The following is a 15,559-nucleotide window of genomic DNA, read 5'->3' on the forward strand; positions in this document are numbered from 1 at the left end:
TCAGTCCCAGCTCCAGCGGATGCCCAGCGTCCCGGGGCCGAACGACGTGACCGTGCGGCTCACGCTGGTCCCGAAGGTCTCCAGCTCGACGACCTCCTCGCGGCCGTCGACGATCGTGTAGTACTCGCAGCGGGTCGGGATGTCGTCCGGGTCGAACCGGATCCACAGGCTGATCGAGCGCATCTTGCGCACGGCCCAGTAGAAGTAGCTGTTGTCGTCGGGGTCGGGCGTGCGGTAGACGACCTCCTGCTCGAGCAGGGTGGTCTCGCCGGGGCCGAGCGGCCGGTCCAGGACCATCTCGCCGACGACGATGCCGCGCTCCTCGTCGTGGACGATCTCGCCCAGCTGGAAGCCGCCGAGCGAGGTCACGCCGGGCGTCAGCGCACCGGGGCGCACCCGCAGGATGAAGGCCCGCCGGTCGGCGTTCACGCGGACCGACTCGACGACGACGATGTACGTCATCCGGACCGGTGAGCGGTCCGGGCCGATGACGTACTTCAGCGTCACCTCCTGGTCGACCAGCCGGTCGGAGGGGGAGAGGAAGCCGAGCTCGTCGAGGAGCACCTGGATCCGGTCGGCGTCGTCGCTCAGGTCGGAGAGCAGGTCGGGTGCGACCCGCCGCCGACGGCCCTCGATCAGCGCCTCCAGGGCGCCCGGCTCGAGGCCCAGGACCTCCTCGACCTGGGTGAGCGCGTGCAGCGATCGCTCCTGCTCGGGCTCGCGCTGGCCCGAGCGCCAGTAGCTCAGGGTCGCCAGGCTGACGCCGGCACCGCGCGCGCTCAGCACGCGGTGAAGTGCACTCAAGCTCATCGCCCGGTCCGAGAGCGCCTGGTCGAAGGCCAGGGAGAACGGGCCCCTCCGCATGGGTGGACCCTAGCCAACGACCTTCAGGAAGCGCGGGAGACCTCCCGGGCGAGCTGCCGGAGGCGCTCGGCCCGCTTGATCCGCAGCATCATCGTCGCCGACGGTACGACGTGCCCGTGCACGTAGCTCGACAGCCGCGACGCCGACGTACCGATCCGGGCGGCGAACGCACGCTGGCTCAGGCCGCTCATCGCGACGATCCGGCGTACCTCGGTCGCGACGGCCGCCCGCTCGCGGTCCGACTCACGCTGCTGGCAGGCCTGCCGGAACTCCTCGACCGCACGGCGTACCCGCTCGTCGGAGGCAGACAGGACCTGGTCGGTCGTCGGGTCCGTGTCCGCGGTCCATGGCCGCAGCGTCAGCCGCGCCAGCGTCGGACCCCAGGTGTGCGGGTCGTCCCCCTCAGCCGGAGGGTCGGCCTCCAGGGCCGCGAGCAGCAGCCAGCCCGCGGGGTGGCCGGGCTCGGCGAGGTCCGCCAGCGCGGCCGCGGCCGCCATCGTCGCCGGCCAGTCCCGGGTCCCCCCGTGCGTCACAGACATCCCCGCCCCTTCCCGCTGTCCTGCACTCCGGGAAGCACGCTAGGGAGGTGGTCTTCACGCTGGACGCGCCGAACTGTGAAGGGGCAGGGCTCGCCCGGTCATCGGGGACCCGGCACACTCGACGCGTGAGCGCCATCGTCCCCGAGGAGCACTCGGCCTTCCTGCGTGAGCTGCGGCTGTTCCACCTGAACTACAAGTTCGGCCTCGACGAGATCCTGACCAAGATCAACATCCTGCGCGAGGAGATGACCTTCCGCGACGGGGCCAACCCGATCGAGCACGTCAACTCGCGCATCAAGACGATCGACAGCCTGCGCGCGAAGGCCGAGCGGATCGGCTGCCCGCTGGAGCTCGAGGCGATCGGCGAGCGGATCCGCGACATCGCCGGCGTACGCATCGTGTGCAGCTTCATCGCCGACGTCTACCGGGTGCTCGACATGCTCACCTCGCAGCCCGACGTCACCGTCTGCGAGGTCAAGGACTACATCGCCCGGCCCAAGGCCAACGGCTACCGCAGCCTGCACGCGATCGTCGAGATCCCGGTGTTCCTGTCCGACGCGACCCGTGCGGTGCCGATCGAGGTCCAGATCCGCACGGTGGCGATGGACTTCTGGGCGAGCGTGGAGCACAAGATCTACTACAAGTACGCCAAGGACGTGCCGGCCGACCTCGTCGAGGAGCTGTCCGCCGCCGCCGGGGTCGCCCACGAGCTGGACGGAAGGATGGCCGAGCTGCACCGCATCGTGCACGGGTGACGAAAACTAGAACAGGTTCTATGGTGATCCCCGGTGCATCCGCCGCCGCGATCCGACCAGGAGGACCCATGACCGACCAGACCGCTCCCCGCGCCCAGCGCTTCACCGGCCGCCGGGTCGTCGTCACGGGCGCCGCCGGCGGCCTCGGCCAGGTCGTCGCCGAGCTGTTCCGGGCCGAGGGTGCGACCGTGGTCGCCACCGACGTGGTCGCCGCCGACGGTGTCGTGGCCTGCGACCTGTCCGACGACGCCGCCCGCGACGCGTTCGTGGCCGACGCCCTCGCCGAGCTGGGTGGCCTCGACGTGCTGTGCAACGTCGCCGGCATCCAGAAGTTCGCCGAGGTCGGCTCGATCACCGCCGACCTGCTGCGCAAGCACTTCGACGTCAACGCGCTCGCGCCGATCATGCTCGCCCAGGCCTGCGCCGACGCCCTGGTCGAGAGCAAGGGCAACGTCGTCTCGGTGGCCTCGATCTCGGCCGTGATGGGCCAGCCCTACAACGCGCCGTACTGCTCCTCGAAGGCCGCGCTCCTGCTCGGCATGCGCGCCCTCGCCGTCGAGTTCGGCACCAAGGGCGTGCGGGTCAACTGCGTGTCCCCGGGCGGCATCGCCACCCCGATGGTCGAGGCCGCGGCCGCCGGGCTGCCCGCCGACACCAACTGGGACCTCATCGCCCGCAGCACCTCCGTCATCCCCGGCTTCATGCCGCCCGCCGACGTCGCCGAGGCCCTGCTCTACCTCGCCTCCGACGCCGCCGCGTCGGTCACCGGCGCGAACCTCGTCGTCGACCGCGGCGTCGTCTGGTGACCCGGGCTGGCCGGCGGGCCGTCGTCACCGGCGCCGGGCCGCGCTCGATCGGCCGGGCCGTCGCCGACGCGCTGCTCGCCGACGGCTGGGACGTCACCGTCACCCGCCGCGACACCCTGGACCTCGCCGACCGGTCCTCGGTCGCCGCCTTCGCTGCGTCGTACGCCGAGCGGGCCGACCGTCTCGACCTGCTGGTCAACAGCGCCGGCATCCACCTCGACCTCGGCTCGCGGTGGAAGGAGCCGCAGCTGCTCGACGGGCACGAGATCCACTGGCGCACCAACTACCTCGGCACCGTCGACCTGACGACCGCGCTGCTGCCGCTGCTCCTGGCTGGTGACGGCGGCACCGTGGTGCACGTCGTCTCCCAGCTGCACGACCGCGGCACCACCGACCAGCTGCTCGGCCGGCCGGTGGACTACGACTCGTGGGCGTCGTACGGCACCTCGAAGCTCGGCCTGGTCCACCACGCCGCCCTCCTCGCCGAGCGGTACGGCGACCAGGGGCTCCGTGCCCTGTCCGTGCACCCCGGCGCGGTGTCGACCAACATCGCCAACCGCGGCCTCGAGACCCGGCCGTTGCTCCGCCGGCTGCGCAACCTCGCCCTGCCCCTCGAGCGCCGCACCCTGATGACGCCCGAGGAGTCGGCGACCCGCCTGGTCCGGATCGCCACCGATCCCTCGGCCGCGTCGGGCTACTACCGCAAGAGCCGGGCCCTCGACCCGGCTCCGGCGGCCGGTGACCTCGAGGCTCGCGCCGAGCTGGCGGCGACGACGGAGGAGTGGCTGGCCGCTACGCGCTGAGGGTCCTGGCCAGGAAGCGCAGCTGGCCGGGAACCACCCGGCGCCAGTACCCGACGTCGTGGCCGCCCCGGCTGAACCCGCCCGCCGGCCGCTCGGGCAGGTCGGCGACGAGGTCGCGGGTCGCCGGGTAGAACGGGTCGCCCTTTCCGCAGTCCACCCGCAGCGGTACGCCGGCGAGCGTGTCCTCGCGACCGAAGATCGTCACCCGCGCGAAGTCGGCGGCGTCGTCGTACGAGCCGGGGCTGGTGTCGGCGTACCGGTGCCAGAGGGCGGGGCTCATCACCCCCACGCCCTTGAGCGTGCTGCCGAGCGCCGGCACCAGGTGGAGTGCCCCGAACCCGCCCATCGACCAGCCCAGCAACGCGACCCGGCTGGCGTCGAGGCCACGCTCCGCCAGCAGCGGCAGGAACTCGTCGACCATCATCGCCCCGGCGTCCTCGCCGCTGCGCCGCCGGTGCCAGTAGGTGTCGCCCCCGTCGACGCTGGCGATCGCGACCGCGGGCATCCCGTCGGCCATCCCGGCCGCGAGGAACCGGTCGAGCGCCAGGTACGAACGCGCGAACGCCGACCGGTGGTCGTTGCGCCGCCCGTGCAGCACCACCACGACCGGCAGGCCTTCCCCCGGTGCCGCGATCGACCACCCGCACCGCGCGCCCTTGCGGGCCTGCGACACGAAGCTGCCCGAGGTGACCTCGACGCCCCGGACCTCTGGCACGACCCCGTCCGGTCCGTCGTCCGTCCGGTACCGGTACGCCGCGCCCGCAGCGCCGAGCGTGACCACTCCGCCGCCGGCGGCGAGCAGGCCGCGGCGGGAGAGGCGACGGGGTTCGCCGTCACTCGTCATCGTCACTCAGCTCCTCCTCCAGGTCGCGCAGCGCCTGCGCTGCCAGGCTGTCGCCGCCGGCGGCAGCGAGCCGGAAGTGCTCGAGCGCGCCGTCGGTGTCGCCCAGCTCGTCGAGCAGGACCGCGAGGTTGTGGTGGGCATGCGCGTCGCCCAGCTCGGCTCCGGCGCGGTAGGCGGTCTCGGCCGCGACCGGGTCGCCGAGGACGTCGGCGTACAGGTTGCCGAGGGGGAGCATGCTCTCCACCTCGCCGAGCAGCATGCCGCGCTCCAGCACCACCCGCCCCTCCTCGACGCGTCCGGACCGGATCAGCAGCTGGGCGAGGTCGCCGCGGGTGGAGGGGAACAGCTCGGCGCCCGCCCGGAGGTCGTCCTCGAGCGCCGGGTCCCACGACGTGCACCAGCGCCAGCAGGCCACGACTGCTGCCGCGGTCGCGTCCCCGGCGGCTGCTGCCCGCTCGGCTGTCGCAAGCGCCTCGTCGCGCCGCTCCAGCTCGCGCAGCATGAACGCGACCTGGAGCGTGGCGTCCCCGTCGCCGGCCGCCTCCGCGCGCTCGAACGCTGCGAGCGCCTCCGGCCACCGGCCCAGCTCGGCCAGCGCGTTGCCCAGGTTGAACGAGCCGAGCACCGATCCGAGCTCCTCGGCCATCCGAAAGCAGTCCACGGCGGCTTCGGTGCGCCCCATCTCCGCCAGCTCGCACCCGGTCTCGATCAGCGACTCCTCGTCGGAGGGATCGATGCCCGGGGTCATGCCCGGAATCTAGCGCCGCAGCTCCGCCAGCGCGTGCAGCTGCTCGACGTAGTGCGTCGCCGAGTCGGCCGCGATCCGCACGGACGCCGAGGTCGCGCCGACCTCCTCCAGCACGCCGAGCGCGTCGACCGCAGCCGCAGCGGCGCCCGAGGGGTCCAGTGCGATGTCAGGAGCGAGCACGACCTCGAAGCCCTCCGGTACGTCGGCCCGTGCCAGCATCGCCGCCAGCTCGGTGGGTGCCAGCCCGAACGGCACCCAGCCGTCGGCCAGCTCGACCGCCCGGCGCAGCGAGCGTGGGGTGCGGCCGCCGATCCAGAACGGGACGTGCGGCTGCACTGCATGGGGTGACACGACCACGTCGGAGAAGGAGAAGTGCGGCCCGTCGTACGACGGTGTCCGGGTCGACAGCGCGGCGCGCAACGCTCGCAACGCGTCGTCGGCGACAGCCCCACGCCCTTCGAAAGGAGCGCCCAGCAGCGCGAACTCCTCCTCGAGCGAGCCGACGCCGAGCCCGAGGACGAGGCGACCGCCGCTGACCAGGTCGAGGGTGCCGTAGCGCTTCGCGATCGCGAGCGGGTGGTGGTAGCCGAGGACGAGGACCTGGGTGGCGAGCCGGATCCGCGAGGTGCGGGCGGCGAGGTGGCCGAAGGTGGCGAGCGGGTCCCAGTAGGTGCCGCCGCGCTGGGCGGCGATGTCGGTGGGGACCATGACGTGCTCGCTGCAGGTGAGGAAGTCGAAGCCGAGGGTGTCGGCGGCCTCGGCGATCGCGCTGAGCTCGGCGATGCCGGCGTCGGCCTCCCAGGGCGAGAAGCTCCCCGGCAGCTGGACCACCACGGGGCTGTTGATACCGATCTTCACGCCATACCTCTTCCGTCGTCCGTGTCTGTCTGGTAAACCAAGTGCTTGCTTGGTTTCCGAGACCCTACCCCCACTGCGCAGGAGCCCGCCCGTGACCAGTCCACTCAACGACAGCCCCCTCGTCTTCTTCTCCTTCGTCACCCTCGAGGGAGCCGTAGCCGAGGAGCACCGCGCCTACAACGAGTGGCACCAGCTCGACCACCGCCCGGAGAACCTCGCCCTTCCCGGCGTCGCGTGGGGGGACCGGTGGGCCCGGCCCGTCGACTACCGCGGCGGCGTCGCGTCCGACGAGCACGCACCGACCGACTACATCGCCATGTACTGGTTCAACGACCCGGTCGAGCGCGCCCTCCAGGAGTGGTCCGACCTCGGCGAGGACTCGTTCCAGTGGGGCCGCGGGCCGCTCATCCCGGGCGTGCGGCGCAAGCTGCTGTCGTTCTTCCGGCCGGTCAAGGGGTACGCCGCCCCGTCCGCGCTCGTGTCGCCCGAGGTGATCCCGTACCGCCCCAACCGCGGCCTCCACCTCACCCTGTCGCGGCACGCCGAGCACCACAGTGGCGCCACCCACGAGCACTTCGCCTGGCAGGACCGCAGCCTGATCCCCGCGCTGCTCGACCTCGACGGCGTCGCCGGCGCGTGGACCTTCTCCTTCGCCCGCCACCAGGCGCACCCGTCGCTGCCGCTCGCCACCGAGACGCCGGACGCCCCCGGGTCGCTGCGGATCCGGCTCGTCTACCTCGACCAGGACCCGCTGTCGACCACCGAGGCGATCGACAAGACCACGGCAGCGCTGCAGTCCCAGCTCAGCGAGGAGGCCGTCGCCTCCGAGGAGGTCCTGCTCAGCACGCCGCTGCGCACGATCGTCCCGTGGCAGGACTGGTGAGCAGGATCAGCAAAGCCCTGATCCGCCGGTGGCTGGCTACTGCGCGCCACCCCAGCGGCGCGCTCGCTGCGTTGCGGACGCTGGAAGGGCGGACAAGCACGTCGTCGCGCCCACGCCTTGCGATCACACCACTGGGGTGACGCTCGCTACGCCACCCACCGGCGGATCAGGGCTGAGCGAACGCGCCAGCAGCTCGGCGAGATGGACCGGCTCCGCGTCGGGAGCCAGCTCGTCGAGCTGTGTGCGGCACGAGAACCCGTCGGCCAGCACGACGCGCCCCGCGTCACCGGCGGACGACCGCACCGCCGGCAGCAGGTTCGCCTCCGCGACCGCGACCGACACCTCGTAGTGCCCCTGCTCGACGCCGAAGTTGCCGGCCATGCCGCAGCACCCGGGCACCGCCTCGACACTCGCCCCTGCGCGCTCCAGCAGTGCCTGGTCGGTCGACCAGCCCATCACCGCGTGGTGGTGGCAGTGCGGCTGCGCGACGATGCGCACGCCGGCGAGCGACGGCGGCGTCCAGCGCGGCGTACGCGACAGCAGCTCCGCCAGGGTGGTGGTCGCCGAAGCCACGGCGGCCGCGTCCGGCCCCGGGACCAGCTCGCGCAGCTCGTGACGCAGGACGGCGGTGCACGACGGCTCCAGCCCGACGATCGGTACGCCGGCCAACGCGTCGTCCTTCAGCGCATCGACCATCCCGCCGAGCCGGCGGGCGGCGGCGTCGAGCTGGCCGGTGCTGATCCACGGCAGGCCGCAGCACTCCTGCTGGCGGGTGATCCGCGGGTCGTAGCCGGCATCGCGCAGCACCGCGACGGCAGCCTCGGCGACGCGCGGCGCGAAGTGGTTGTTGAACGAGTCGACGAAGAGCACGACCGGCGTACCCGTCCCGACAGAACCCCCGAAAGCACGGCGGAAGGTCCGTCGTGCGAACGCCGGCATCCGCCGCCGCGTGTCGACGCCCGCCGCCTTCAGGGCGACCTTGCGCAGCGGCGCGAGGTCCATCGACCTGTTCGCGAACCGTGGCATCGCGGAGCCGACCTTGGCCCACCGCGGCAGCCAGCCGACCGAGTAGTGCGAGCGCGGCCGCAGCTTGCGCTTGTAGGTCTGGTGCAGCACCTCGGCCTTGTACGACGCCATGTCGGTGCCGGTCGGGCAGTCGGACGCGCAGCCCTTGCACGACAGGCACAGGTCGAGCGCCTCGTGCACCTCGGGCGAGTTCCAGGTCGTCGTGCTGGACCCGTTGACGATCTCCTGCAGCAGCCGCGCGCGGCCGCGGGTGGAGTGGATCTCCTCCCGCGTCGCCTGGTACGACGGGCACATCACGCCGCCCGAGCCGCTGTTGTCGGCGCGGCACTTGCCCACGCCGGTGCAGCGGTGCACGGCCTGGCCGAAGTCGCCGCCGTCGGAGGAGTATGCGAGCGCCAGGCCCTTGGTCAGGCTGGCCGAAGCCGAGTAGCGCAGGTCGGCCGCGCTGGAGGCGGGCTCGACGAGGATGCCCGGGTTGAGCATCCGGGTGGGATCGAAGACGTCCTTCACGGCCGCCATCAGCGACAGGGCGGCGGGGGAGTACATCCGGGGGAGCAGGTCGCTGCGCGCCCGCCCGTCGCCGTGCTCGCCGGACAGCGAGCCGCCGAGCGAGGTCACCAGGTCGGCGGCGTCCTCGAGGAAGGCGTGGAACCGGTCGGCCCCGTCGGGCCGGTCGAACGGGAAGTCCATCCGCACGTGCAGGCAGCCCTCGCCGAAGTGCCCGAACGGCATCGCGGTCAGCTCGTGCTGGGCGAGCAGCTCCTCGAACGAGGTCAGGTAGGTGCCGAGCCGCTCCGGCGGCACGGCCGCGTCCTCCCAGCCCGCCCACGCGGGCTTGCCCGACGGTGCGCGCCCGGCGAGACCGGCGCCGTCGGCGCGGATCTTCCAGAGCCGGTCCGCCGTCCTCGGGTCGTCGACCACGAGCGCCGAGACGCCGAGGCCGGCGGCAGCGAGGAGGTCCGCGCGCCGTCGTACGTCGTCGGGATCGGTGCCCGACAGCTCGACGAACATCCACGCGTCACCGGCCGGCAGTGGCGGCACCGAGTCGGGACCACGCCGCTCGCGGATCACGTCGACGATGCGCCGGTCCAGGCCCTCGCAGGCGGACGGCTCGAAGGCGAGCACGTCGGGCGTCGCGAAGCCCGCCGTCGGGAAGTCGGGGAAGCCCAGCACCACCATGGTCGCGGCCTTCGGCGCCCGGACCAGCCGGACCGTCGCCTCGGTGAGCACGGCCAGCGTGCCCTCGGAGCCGACCAGGGTGCGGGTCAGGTCGAAGCCGCGCTCGGGCGCGAGGTGGTCGAGCGCGATGCCGGACACGTGCCGCCCGAAGGTGCCGAACTCGGTCCGCACCGTCGCGAGGTCGCCCGCGACGACCGACCGCAGCCGGTCGAGCACGTCGCTCCCGTCCGCCGTCGCCACCGGGTCGCCGGCGGCGTCGTACCCCGTCGTCAGCACCGACCCGTCCGCGAGCAGTGCCCGCACCGCGCGCACGTTGTGCGACGTCCGGCCGTACGCCAGCGACCGCGCCCCGCACGCGTCGTTGCCGATCATCCCGCCGATGGTGCAGCGGGTGCTGGTCGACGGGTCCGGCCCGAACTTCAGTCCGTACGGCGCCGCCGCCTTCTGCAGCACCGCCTGGACCACGCCCGGCTGGACCACCGCGGTCTCCGCGTCGCCGTCGACCGAGACGACCTGGTTGAGGTGCCGGCTGAAGTCGACGACCACGCCGGGCCCGATCGCGTTGCCCGCGACCGACGTACCCGCTCCGCGGGCCGTGACCGTCAACCCCTCCGCACGGGCCGCCGCCAGCACCGCGGCGACCTCGTCGGCCGAGCGCGGGAACGCGACGGCGACGGGCGGGACGCGGTAGAGCGAGGCGTCGGAGGAGTACGCGCCGAGGACCGCGGCGTCGTCACTGACGTCGCCCGCTCCGTGGCGCTGGAGCTGCTGAGCGATGCCGGACACGAACCGAAATCTAGTGGGTCGGGCCGCGGGCTAGGCTCCCGTCCCAGGTCACGACCACCGGCACCACAACCCAGGGGGCACCATGCGGCTCGGCATGATCATCGACTACTCCGGCGGATTCGCCGAGACCGTGGAGCTGCTCCAGGAGTACGAGCGCAACGGCCTCGACCTGGTCGCGATGCCGGAGGCGTACTCCTTCGACGCGGTCAGCCAGCTCGGCTACATCGCCGCGAAGACCGAGCGACTCGAGCTGATGTCGGCGATCTTCCAGATCTACACGCGCACCCCGTCGCTGACCGCGATGACCGCCGCGGGACTGGACTTCGTGTCCGAGGGCCGGTTCACCCTCGGGCTCGGCGCGAGCGGCCCGCAGGTCATCGAGGGCTTCCACGGCGTGAAGTACGACGCCCCGCTGGGTCGCACCCGCGAGGTGATCGAGATCTGCCGGCAGGTCTGGAAGCGCGAGCCCGTCGAGTACCGCGGCAAGCACTACACGGTCCCGCTCACGAAGGACGACGGCGGCTCGGGCCTCGGGAAGCCGCTCAAGATCATCAACCACCCGGTCCGCAGCGAGATCCCGATCTCGGTCGCCGCCCTCGGCCCCAAGAACGTCGCGCTCGTCGCCGAGCTCGCCAACGGCTGGCAGCCGCTGTTCTTCCACCCCGGCAAGCGCGACCTCGCGTGGGGTGAGCCGCTCGCGGAGGGGTTCGCGAAGCGCGATCCCGCGCTCGGGGAGCTCGACATCCAGCTCCAGATCGCCTTCCACCTCGGCGAGCCGTCGCCGGAGGTGGTGCAGGCGATCCGCAACCAGCTGGCGCTGTACGTCGGCGGGATGGGTGCGCGCGACAAGAACTTCTACAACCAGCTGGCGTGCCGCTACGGCTACGAGGCCGAGGCGAAGGAGATCCAGGACCTCTACCTCTCCGGCGCGAAGGCGGACGCCGCGGCCGCCGTACCGCAGGAGCTGGTGGACGCCGTCACCCTGCTCGGCGACGAGGACTCGATCCGCCGGCAGGTCGCCGAGTTCCACGCCGCCGGTGTGCGCACCTTCCTGCTGAACCCGCTCGCCGCGACCGCCGAGGAGAAGGTCGCCCAGGTGCGCCGCCTCTCCGAGATCGTCAAGGAGGTCACCCCGTGACCGAGCGCCGGTTCACCGTCACCCGCGACGGCTCCGTCGCCACGGTCGGCCTCGCCGGCCCGGGCGGCAAGGCGGTCATGGACGAGGCGTTCTTCGCCGAGCTGGCCGCGACCTTCACCGAGCTCGACGCCGACGACGCGGTCCGTGCCGTCGTCCTGTCCGGTGCGGGCGACCACTTCTCCTACGGCCTCGACCTCGCGGCGGCAGCCGGCACCTTCGCGCCCCTCCGGCAGGCGACCCACGCCGGTGCCCGGCAGGAGCTGATGGCGTTGATCCGCCGCTGGCAGGCGGCCCTCGACACCGTCGCCAACCTCCGCAAGCCGACCGTCGCCGCCGTCACCGGCTGGTGCATCGGCGGCGGCGTCGACCTCGCCGTCGCCTGCGACGTCCGGGTCGCCTCGGCCGACGCGGTGTTCAGCGTCCGCGAGGCCAAGGTCGGCATCGTCGCCGACCTCGGCAGCCTGCAGCGCCTGGTCGGCGTGATCGGCGACGGCCACCTGCGCGAGCTCGCCCTGACCGGAGACGACGTCGACGCCGCCCGCGCCGCGCAGATCGGCCTGGTCAACCACGTCCACGCCACCCCCGACGAGACGCGTACGGCGGCCGCCGACCTGGCCGCGCGGATGGCCGCCAACTCCCCGCTGGTCCTGCGCGGCATCAAGGACGTCCTCGACACCGAGCGCGGCCCGCGCGTCGAGGCCGGCCTGCGCTACACCGCCGTGTGGAACTCCGCGTTCCTGCTCAGCGACGACCTCGACGAGGCGATGCTGGCCTTCCTCGAGCGCCGCCCGCCCGAGTACACCGGCCGCTGACCGCGGCTTCGTCCCTCAGCCGCGGGCGGCGTCCCGCTTCGCCCGCGTGATCGCGGCGACCGCCCGCCCGTAGGTGATCGGTACGGCGCCCAGCGCCAGCGCCCGCTGGCGGGTCGGCTCGGTGACGTCGAAGTGCTCCTTCGCGGTCCCCGGGTTCTGGATCCAGCGCGCCTCGATGCCGAGCCGGTCGGCGAAGTCCAGCAGCTCGCGGTGGCCGGCCTCACCGGGCAGGTCGGAGAGCAGGTGGGACCACACGCCGTCGACCGGTCCGACGACGGCCTCCAGCTGCATGTCGTCGACGTACACGGTCATGCGGCCAAGGCTCCCATGACGCACTCCGCCGGCGCTCCCTCATACGGAGCGCCGGCGGGCGTGGGTCAGCGCACCCGGCCGTAGAAGACCGAGCCGGTCCAGATCTGGTCCCGGCGCACCGGGGTGCCGGGCCGCGAGGCGTGCCACAGCGTGTGGTTCCCGGCGTAGATGCCGACGTGGTAGACGTGGCCGCCGCTGGTGAAGAACACCAGGTCGCCGACCTGCGGGTTGCGCACCCGCATGGTGGCGCCGGCCTGGGCGCTCGACGTGCGCGGCAGGTTCTTGCCGACGTGGCGGTAGACCCACTGCACGAGGCCCGAGCAGTCGAAGGCGTTCGGGCCGGCGGCGCCGTACACGTAGGGCTTGCCGGCGCGGGAGCGGACCGTGTCCATGACCCGGTCGACGCGCTTCTCGGCCTTCTCCTTGGCCTTGTCCTTCGCCTTGTCCTCAGGGGAGGCGTGGTGGGGGTGCTCGAGGGCCTCGACCTTGGCGATCTCGGCCGCGGGGAGCAGCGAGACGCCGGTGTCGTCGTCGGCGTGGGCGGCCGGGGCCGGCGAGAACAGGCCGGCGGACACGAGGACGGGTACGACGAGCAGGCGCGCAGCAGCGCGCGACGCGATGGTGGACATCAGATGGAACTCCGCAGCGGCGCCTGCGAGAGATGACCTGTCGGGCTTGGGCTGCTGGTGCCCAGGGACGGTCTCGTCCCTTCGCCCCGAGCCGGATCACTCCGGCGTACTGCTCGGGTCTCCCGTGCCCGCGCTTACTTTCATCGTGGTCGATGTCTCCCCACCGTCGAGCGCGGGCCTCGGCGCGACGCGGGCGGCCTTCCCAGGTCAGGAAGGTCTCGTCCTCCAGTGCACCTTGCTTGCAATAGTTAGCGCAGTGGCCACGGTCACGTTTGGAGCGTGGCGATGCTCACCCGTAACGATGTAACGCGGACGGTGATCGGGCGCGCCGACCACCGTGTCGATCAGCCCGGGAAGTGCGGATCGGCGAGCAGGTACTGCGCGATCCGGCCCTCGCGGCCGCGGTGCGGACGCACCGGCTCGGGCACCATCCGGCCCTCGGCGGTGTCCCAGAACCGGTCCACCTGCAGCGCGACCCGACGGGCCAGCCGGCCGCTCAGACCGCGGTGGGGCAGGTAGGGGTGCGGCCGCGTCGGCACCCGCTTCTCGGTGCGGTAGAGATGCTCCGCGAGATCGCTGCGCTGGTCGGCGTCGATCGCGGCGACCAGCTCGTCGACCAGCTGCAGCTCGAGGGTGCGAAAGGCGCCCAGCTCACGCTCGACCTCCTCCCAGATGCCGGCCCAGGGCCGTCGTACGACGAACGTGGAGCCGTAGAGCTTGGCCTTGAGCTGGCCCAGCGCGACCTCCAGCCGCCTGCTCTGCAGGGCGAGGTCGTGGGCGCGCTGCTGCCCCTGGCCGAGGTGGCGGCGTGCCGCAGGAGCGAGCACGGCGTTCACGGCCGCGACGTGGCGGCTGGTGCTCGCGAGGAACGGGTCCGCCGCGCTGAGCGCGGCTCGAGGCCGGTCGCGGGTGGGCCGGGAGGCCTCCGCGCTGCGCATCCGGGCGTGCAGCACGGCGTGGGTCTGGGTGACGGTGTCGGCGAGGACGTCGGCTCCGGTGTGCGGGCTGTCGTTCATGGCTCCTCCTCCGAGAGAACCCCCCTCAATTGCAGTGTGCGCCGGTCCCGAGCCCCTTTCAAGGGACCGGGACCGGCGCACACGGCGACCGGTGGAGACCGGCGAACGTCAGACGCGCGGCAGCGTCGTGTACTCCACGCCGCAGATGTACTGCACCGTGCGCAGCACCTGGCAGGAGTAGCCGAACTCGTTGTCGTACCAGACGTAGAGGATCGCCGAGTCGCCGTCGACGATCGAGGCGCCGCCGTCGACGATCGAGGCCGCGCGGGCGCCGATGAAGTCGGTGGACACGGCGTCAGAGGCGGTCGTGTAGTCGAGGTTGCGGGCCAGCGGGCCGACCAGGGAGGCCTTGCGCAGGTGGTCGTTGACCTCGTCCCGCGTGGTCTCGCGCTTGAGCTGCAGGCTCAGGATCGCGATCGAGACGTCCGGCGTGGGGACGCGGATCGAGTTGCCGGTGATCCGGGCCTGGAGGTCCGGCAGGACCTTGGCGACGGCCGAGGCGGCACCCGTCTCGGTGATGACCAGGTTGAGCGGTGCGGAGCGACCGCGGCGATCGGCCTTGTGGTAGTTGTCCAGCAGGTTCTGGTCGTTGGTGAACGAGTGCACCGTCTCCACGTGGCCGCGGATGATGCCGAACTCGTCCTCCATCGCCTTGAGCGGCGGGACGATCGCGTTGGTCGTGCAGGAGGCGCAGGAGAGCACCTTCTCGTCGAGGTCGACCTCGAGGTGGTTGACGCCGTGCACGATGTTGGGGACGTCGCCCTTGCCCGGCGCGGTCAGCAGCACCTTCGCGATGCCGGGACGCAGGTGCGTCGACAGGCCCTCGCGGTCACGCCAGATGCCGGTGTTGTCGATCAGGATGGCGTCGTTGATGCCGTACTCGGTGTAGTCGATCTCGTCGGGCGAGTTCGAGTAGATCACCTGGATCACGTTGCCGTTGGCGATGATCTGGTTCTTCTCCTCGTCGACCGTGATCGACCCGTTGAAGGCGCCGTGGATCGAGTCGCGGCGCAGCAGCGACGCGCGCTTCTTGAGGTCGTCGCCCTTGGCCTTGCGGACGACGACGGCGCGCAGGCGCAGGCCGTTGCCGGAGCCGGACTTCTCGACGAGCAGGCGCGCCACGAGGCGGCCGATGCGGCCGAATCCGTAGAGGACGACGTCCTGGGCGGAGGGAGAGGGGAGCTTGTTGTCACCGGTGGCCTCGGCGAGCGCGGCGGCGGTGAAGTCGGGGATCGACTGCCCGTCGCCGGCGGCGCGGTAGGCCCGGATCAGCAGCGCGAGGTCGACCTTCGCGGCGCCCAGGTCGAGCGCGGAGATCGCCTCGAGGAACGGGAAGGTGTCCTTGACGGACAGCTCGACACCGTCGATCTGGCGCGCGTAGCGGTGCGTCTTGAGGATGTCGATGACCGACTTGTTCACCAGCGAGCGGCTGTGGAGCAGGATCGTGACGTCCTTCTCGCGGTGCAGCTTGCCAACGACCGGGATCATCGCCTCGGCGAGCTCCTCGTGGTGCTTCCAGCGAGTGAACTTCTCTTCGGTGGTGCTCAACGCTTCCCCTCTT

Annotated in this window: 16 protein-coding genes; 6 read left to right on the forward strand and 10 right to left on the reverse strand. The window is 72.2% G+C overall.

Features of this window, described 5'->3' with window-relative positions:
• Together ACZYRU_RS19625 and ACZYRU_RS19630 are read right to left on the reverse strand one after the other, a co-directional pair.
• On the reverse strand, positions 1–864 hold the full coding sequence (locus ACZYRU_RS19625) for a hypothetical protein (RefSeq protein ID WP_488958783.1): 864 nt from the start codon (positions 862–864) through the stop codon (positions 1–3).
• 23 nt (positions 865–887) lie between these two features.
• The gene (locus tag ACZYRU_RS19630) at positions 888–1,403 is read right to left on the reverse strand and encodes a helix-turn-helix domain-containing protein (protein WP_488958784.1); all 516 of its coding nucleotides are present in this window, start codon (positions 1,401–1,403) and stop codon (positions 888–890) included.
• Between the two features lie 125 nt (positions 1,404–1,528).
• Between ACZYRU_RS19630 and ACZYRU_RS19635 the strand changes: the two genes are divergently transcribed.
• The 3 genes from ACZYRU_RS19635 to ACZYRU_RS19645 all read left to right on the forward strand — a co-directional run bounded on the left by ACZYRU_RS19635 (position 1,529) and on the right by ACZYRU_RS19645 (position 3,767).
• Positions 1,529–2,158 carry a GTP pyrophosphokinase gene (locus ACZYRU_RS19635; protein ID WP_488958785.1) on the forward strand — a complete coding sequence of 210 codons (630 nt, stop codon included), beginning with the start codon at positions 1,529–1,531 and terminating at the stop codon, positions 2,156–2,158.
• Between the two features lie 68 nt (positions 2,159–2,226).
• On the forward strand, positions 2,227–2,964 hold the full coding sequence (locus ACZYRU_RS19640) for an SDR family NAD(P)-dependent oxidoreductase (protein WP_488958786.1): 738 nt from the start codon (positions 2,227–2,229) through the stop codon (positions 2,962–2,964).
• Positions 2,961–3,767, forward strand: a complete 807-nt coding sequence (locus ACZYRU_RS19645; RefSeq protein WP_488958787.1) for an SDR family NAD(P)-dependent oxidoreductase — start codon at positions 2,961–2,963, stop codon at positions 3,765–3,767. The genes ACZYRU_RS19640 and ACZYRU_RS19645 overlap by 4 nt, the downstream gene beginning before the upstream one ends.
• Here ACZYRU_RS19645 and ACZYRU_RS19650 read toward each other — a convergent pair.
• From ACZYRU_RS19650 to ACZYRU_RS19660, 3 genes are read right to left on the reverse strand one after another with little or no spacing between them, the layout of a single operon-like run.
• A complete protein-coding gene (locus tag ACZYRU_RS19650) occupies positions 3,757–4,611 on the reverse strand; it encodes an alpha/beta hydrolase (protein WP_488959008.1) in 855 nt (284 codons plus the stop codon). The genes ACZYRU_RS19645 and ACZYRU_RS19650 overlap by 11 nt on opposite strands.
• On the reverse strand, positions 4,601–5,359 hold the full coding sequence (locus tag ACZYRU_RS19655; protein ID WP_488958788.1) for a tetratricopeptide repeat protein: 759 nt from the start codon (positions 5,357–5,359) through the stop codon (positions 4,601–4,603). The genes ACZYRU_RS19650 and ACZYRU_RS19655 overlap by 11 nt, the downstream gene beginning before the upstream one ends.
• A gap of 9 nt (positions 5,360–5,368) precedes the next feature.
• A complete protein-coding gene (locus ACZYRU_RS19660) occupies positions 5,369–6,217 on the reverse strand; it encodes an LLM class F420-dependent oxidoreductase (RefSeq protein WP_488958789.1) in 849 nt (282 codons plus the stop codon).
• 91 nt (positions 6,218–6,308) lie between these two features.
• Between ACZYRU_RS19660 and ACZYRU_RS19665 the strand changes: the two genes are divergently transcribed.
• A complete protein-coding gene (locus ACZYRU_RS19665; RefSeq protein ID WP_488958790.1) occupies positions 6,309–7,100 on the forward strand; it encodes a hypothetical protein in 792 nt (263 codons plus the stop codon).
• Positions 7,101–7,223: 123 nt separating this feature from the next.
• Here the strand turns inward: ACZYRU_RS19665 and ACZYRU_RS19670 are convergent, their stop codons facing one another.
• Positions 7,224–10,091 (reverse strand): FAD-binding and (Fe-S)-binding domain-containing protein, encoded by a 2,868-nt coding sequence (locus ACZYRU_RS19670; protein ID WP_488958791.1) that lies wholly within the window; start codon positions 10,089–10,091, stop codon positions 7,224–7,226.
• A gap of 82 nt (positions 10,092–10,173) precedes the next feature.
• On the opposite strand from ACZYRU_RS19670, the gene ACZYRU_RS19675 reads away from it, so the two are divergent.
• Entirely contained in the window at positions 10,174–11,229 is a 1,056-nt protein-coding gene (locus ACZYRU_RS19675; RefSeq protein WP_488958792.1) for an LLM class F420-dependent oxidoreductase, read from the forward strand.
• A complete protein-coding gene (locus ACZYRU_RS19680; RefSeq protein ID WP_488958793.1) occupies positions 11,226–12,041 on the forward strand; it encodes a crotonase/enoyl-CoA hydratase family protein in 816 nt (271 codons plus the stop codon). Before ACZYRU_RS19675 ends, ACZYRU_RS19680 begins: the two co-directional genes overlap by 4 nt.
• Before the next feature lie 15 nt (positions 12,042–12,056).
• Here the strand turns inward: ACZYRU_RS19680 and ACZYRU_RS19685 are convergent, their stop codons facing one another.
• The 4 genes from ACZYRU_RS19685 to ACZYRU_RS19700 all read right to left on the reverse strand — a co-directional run bounded on the left by ACZYRU_RS19685 (position 12,057) and on the right by ACZYRU_RS19700 (position 15,546).
• Positions 12,057–12,353: a DUF4031 domain-containing protein gene (locus ACZYRU_RS19685; protein ID WP_488958794.1), complete on the reverse strand. Its 297-nt coding sequence runs from the start codon at positions 12,351–12,353 to the stop codon at positions 12,057–12,059.
• A gap of 65 nt (positions 12,354–12,418) precedes the next feature.
• A complete protein-coding gene (locus ACZYRU_RS19690) occupies positions 12,419–12,982 on the reverse strand; it encodes a C40 family peptidase (protein ID WP_488958795.1) in 564 nt (187 codons plus the stop codon).
• A 344-nt stretch (positions 12,983–13,326) separates the two neighbouring features.
• Positions 13,327–13,998 (reverse strand): hypothetical protein, encoded by a 672-nt coding sequence (locus ACZYRU_RS19695; protein WP_488958796.1) that lies wholly within the window; start codon positions 13,996–13,998, stop codon positions 13,327–13,329.
• 108 nt (positions 13,999–14,106) lie between these two features.
• The gene (locus ACZYRU_RS19700) at positions 14,107–15,546 is read right to left on the reverse strand and encodes a glyceraldehyde-3-phosphate dehydrogenase (RefSeq protein WP_488958797.1); all 1,440 of its coding nucleotides are present in this window, start codon (positions 15,544–15,546) and stop codon (positions 14,107–14,109) included.
• Positions 15,547–15,559: the final 13 nt, after the last annotated feature.

Source organism: Nocardioides sp. F233 (genome assembly GCF_057813895.1).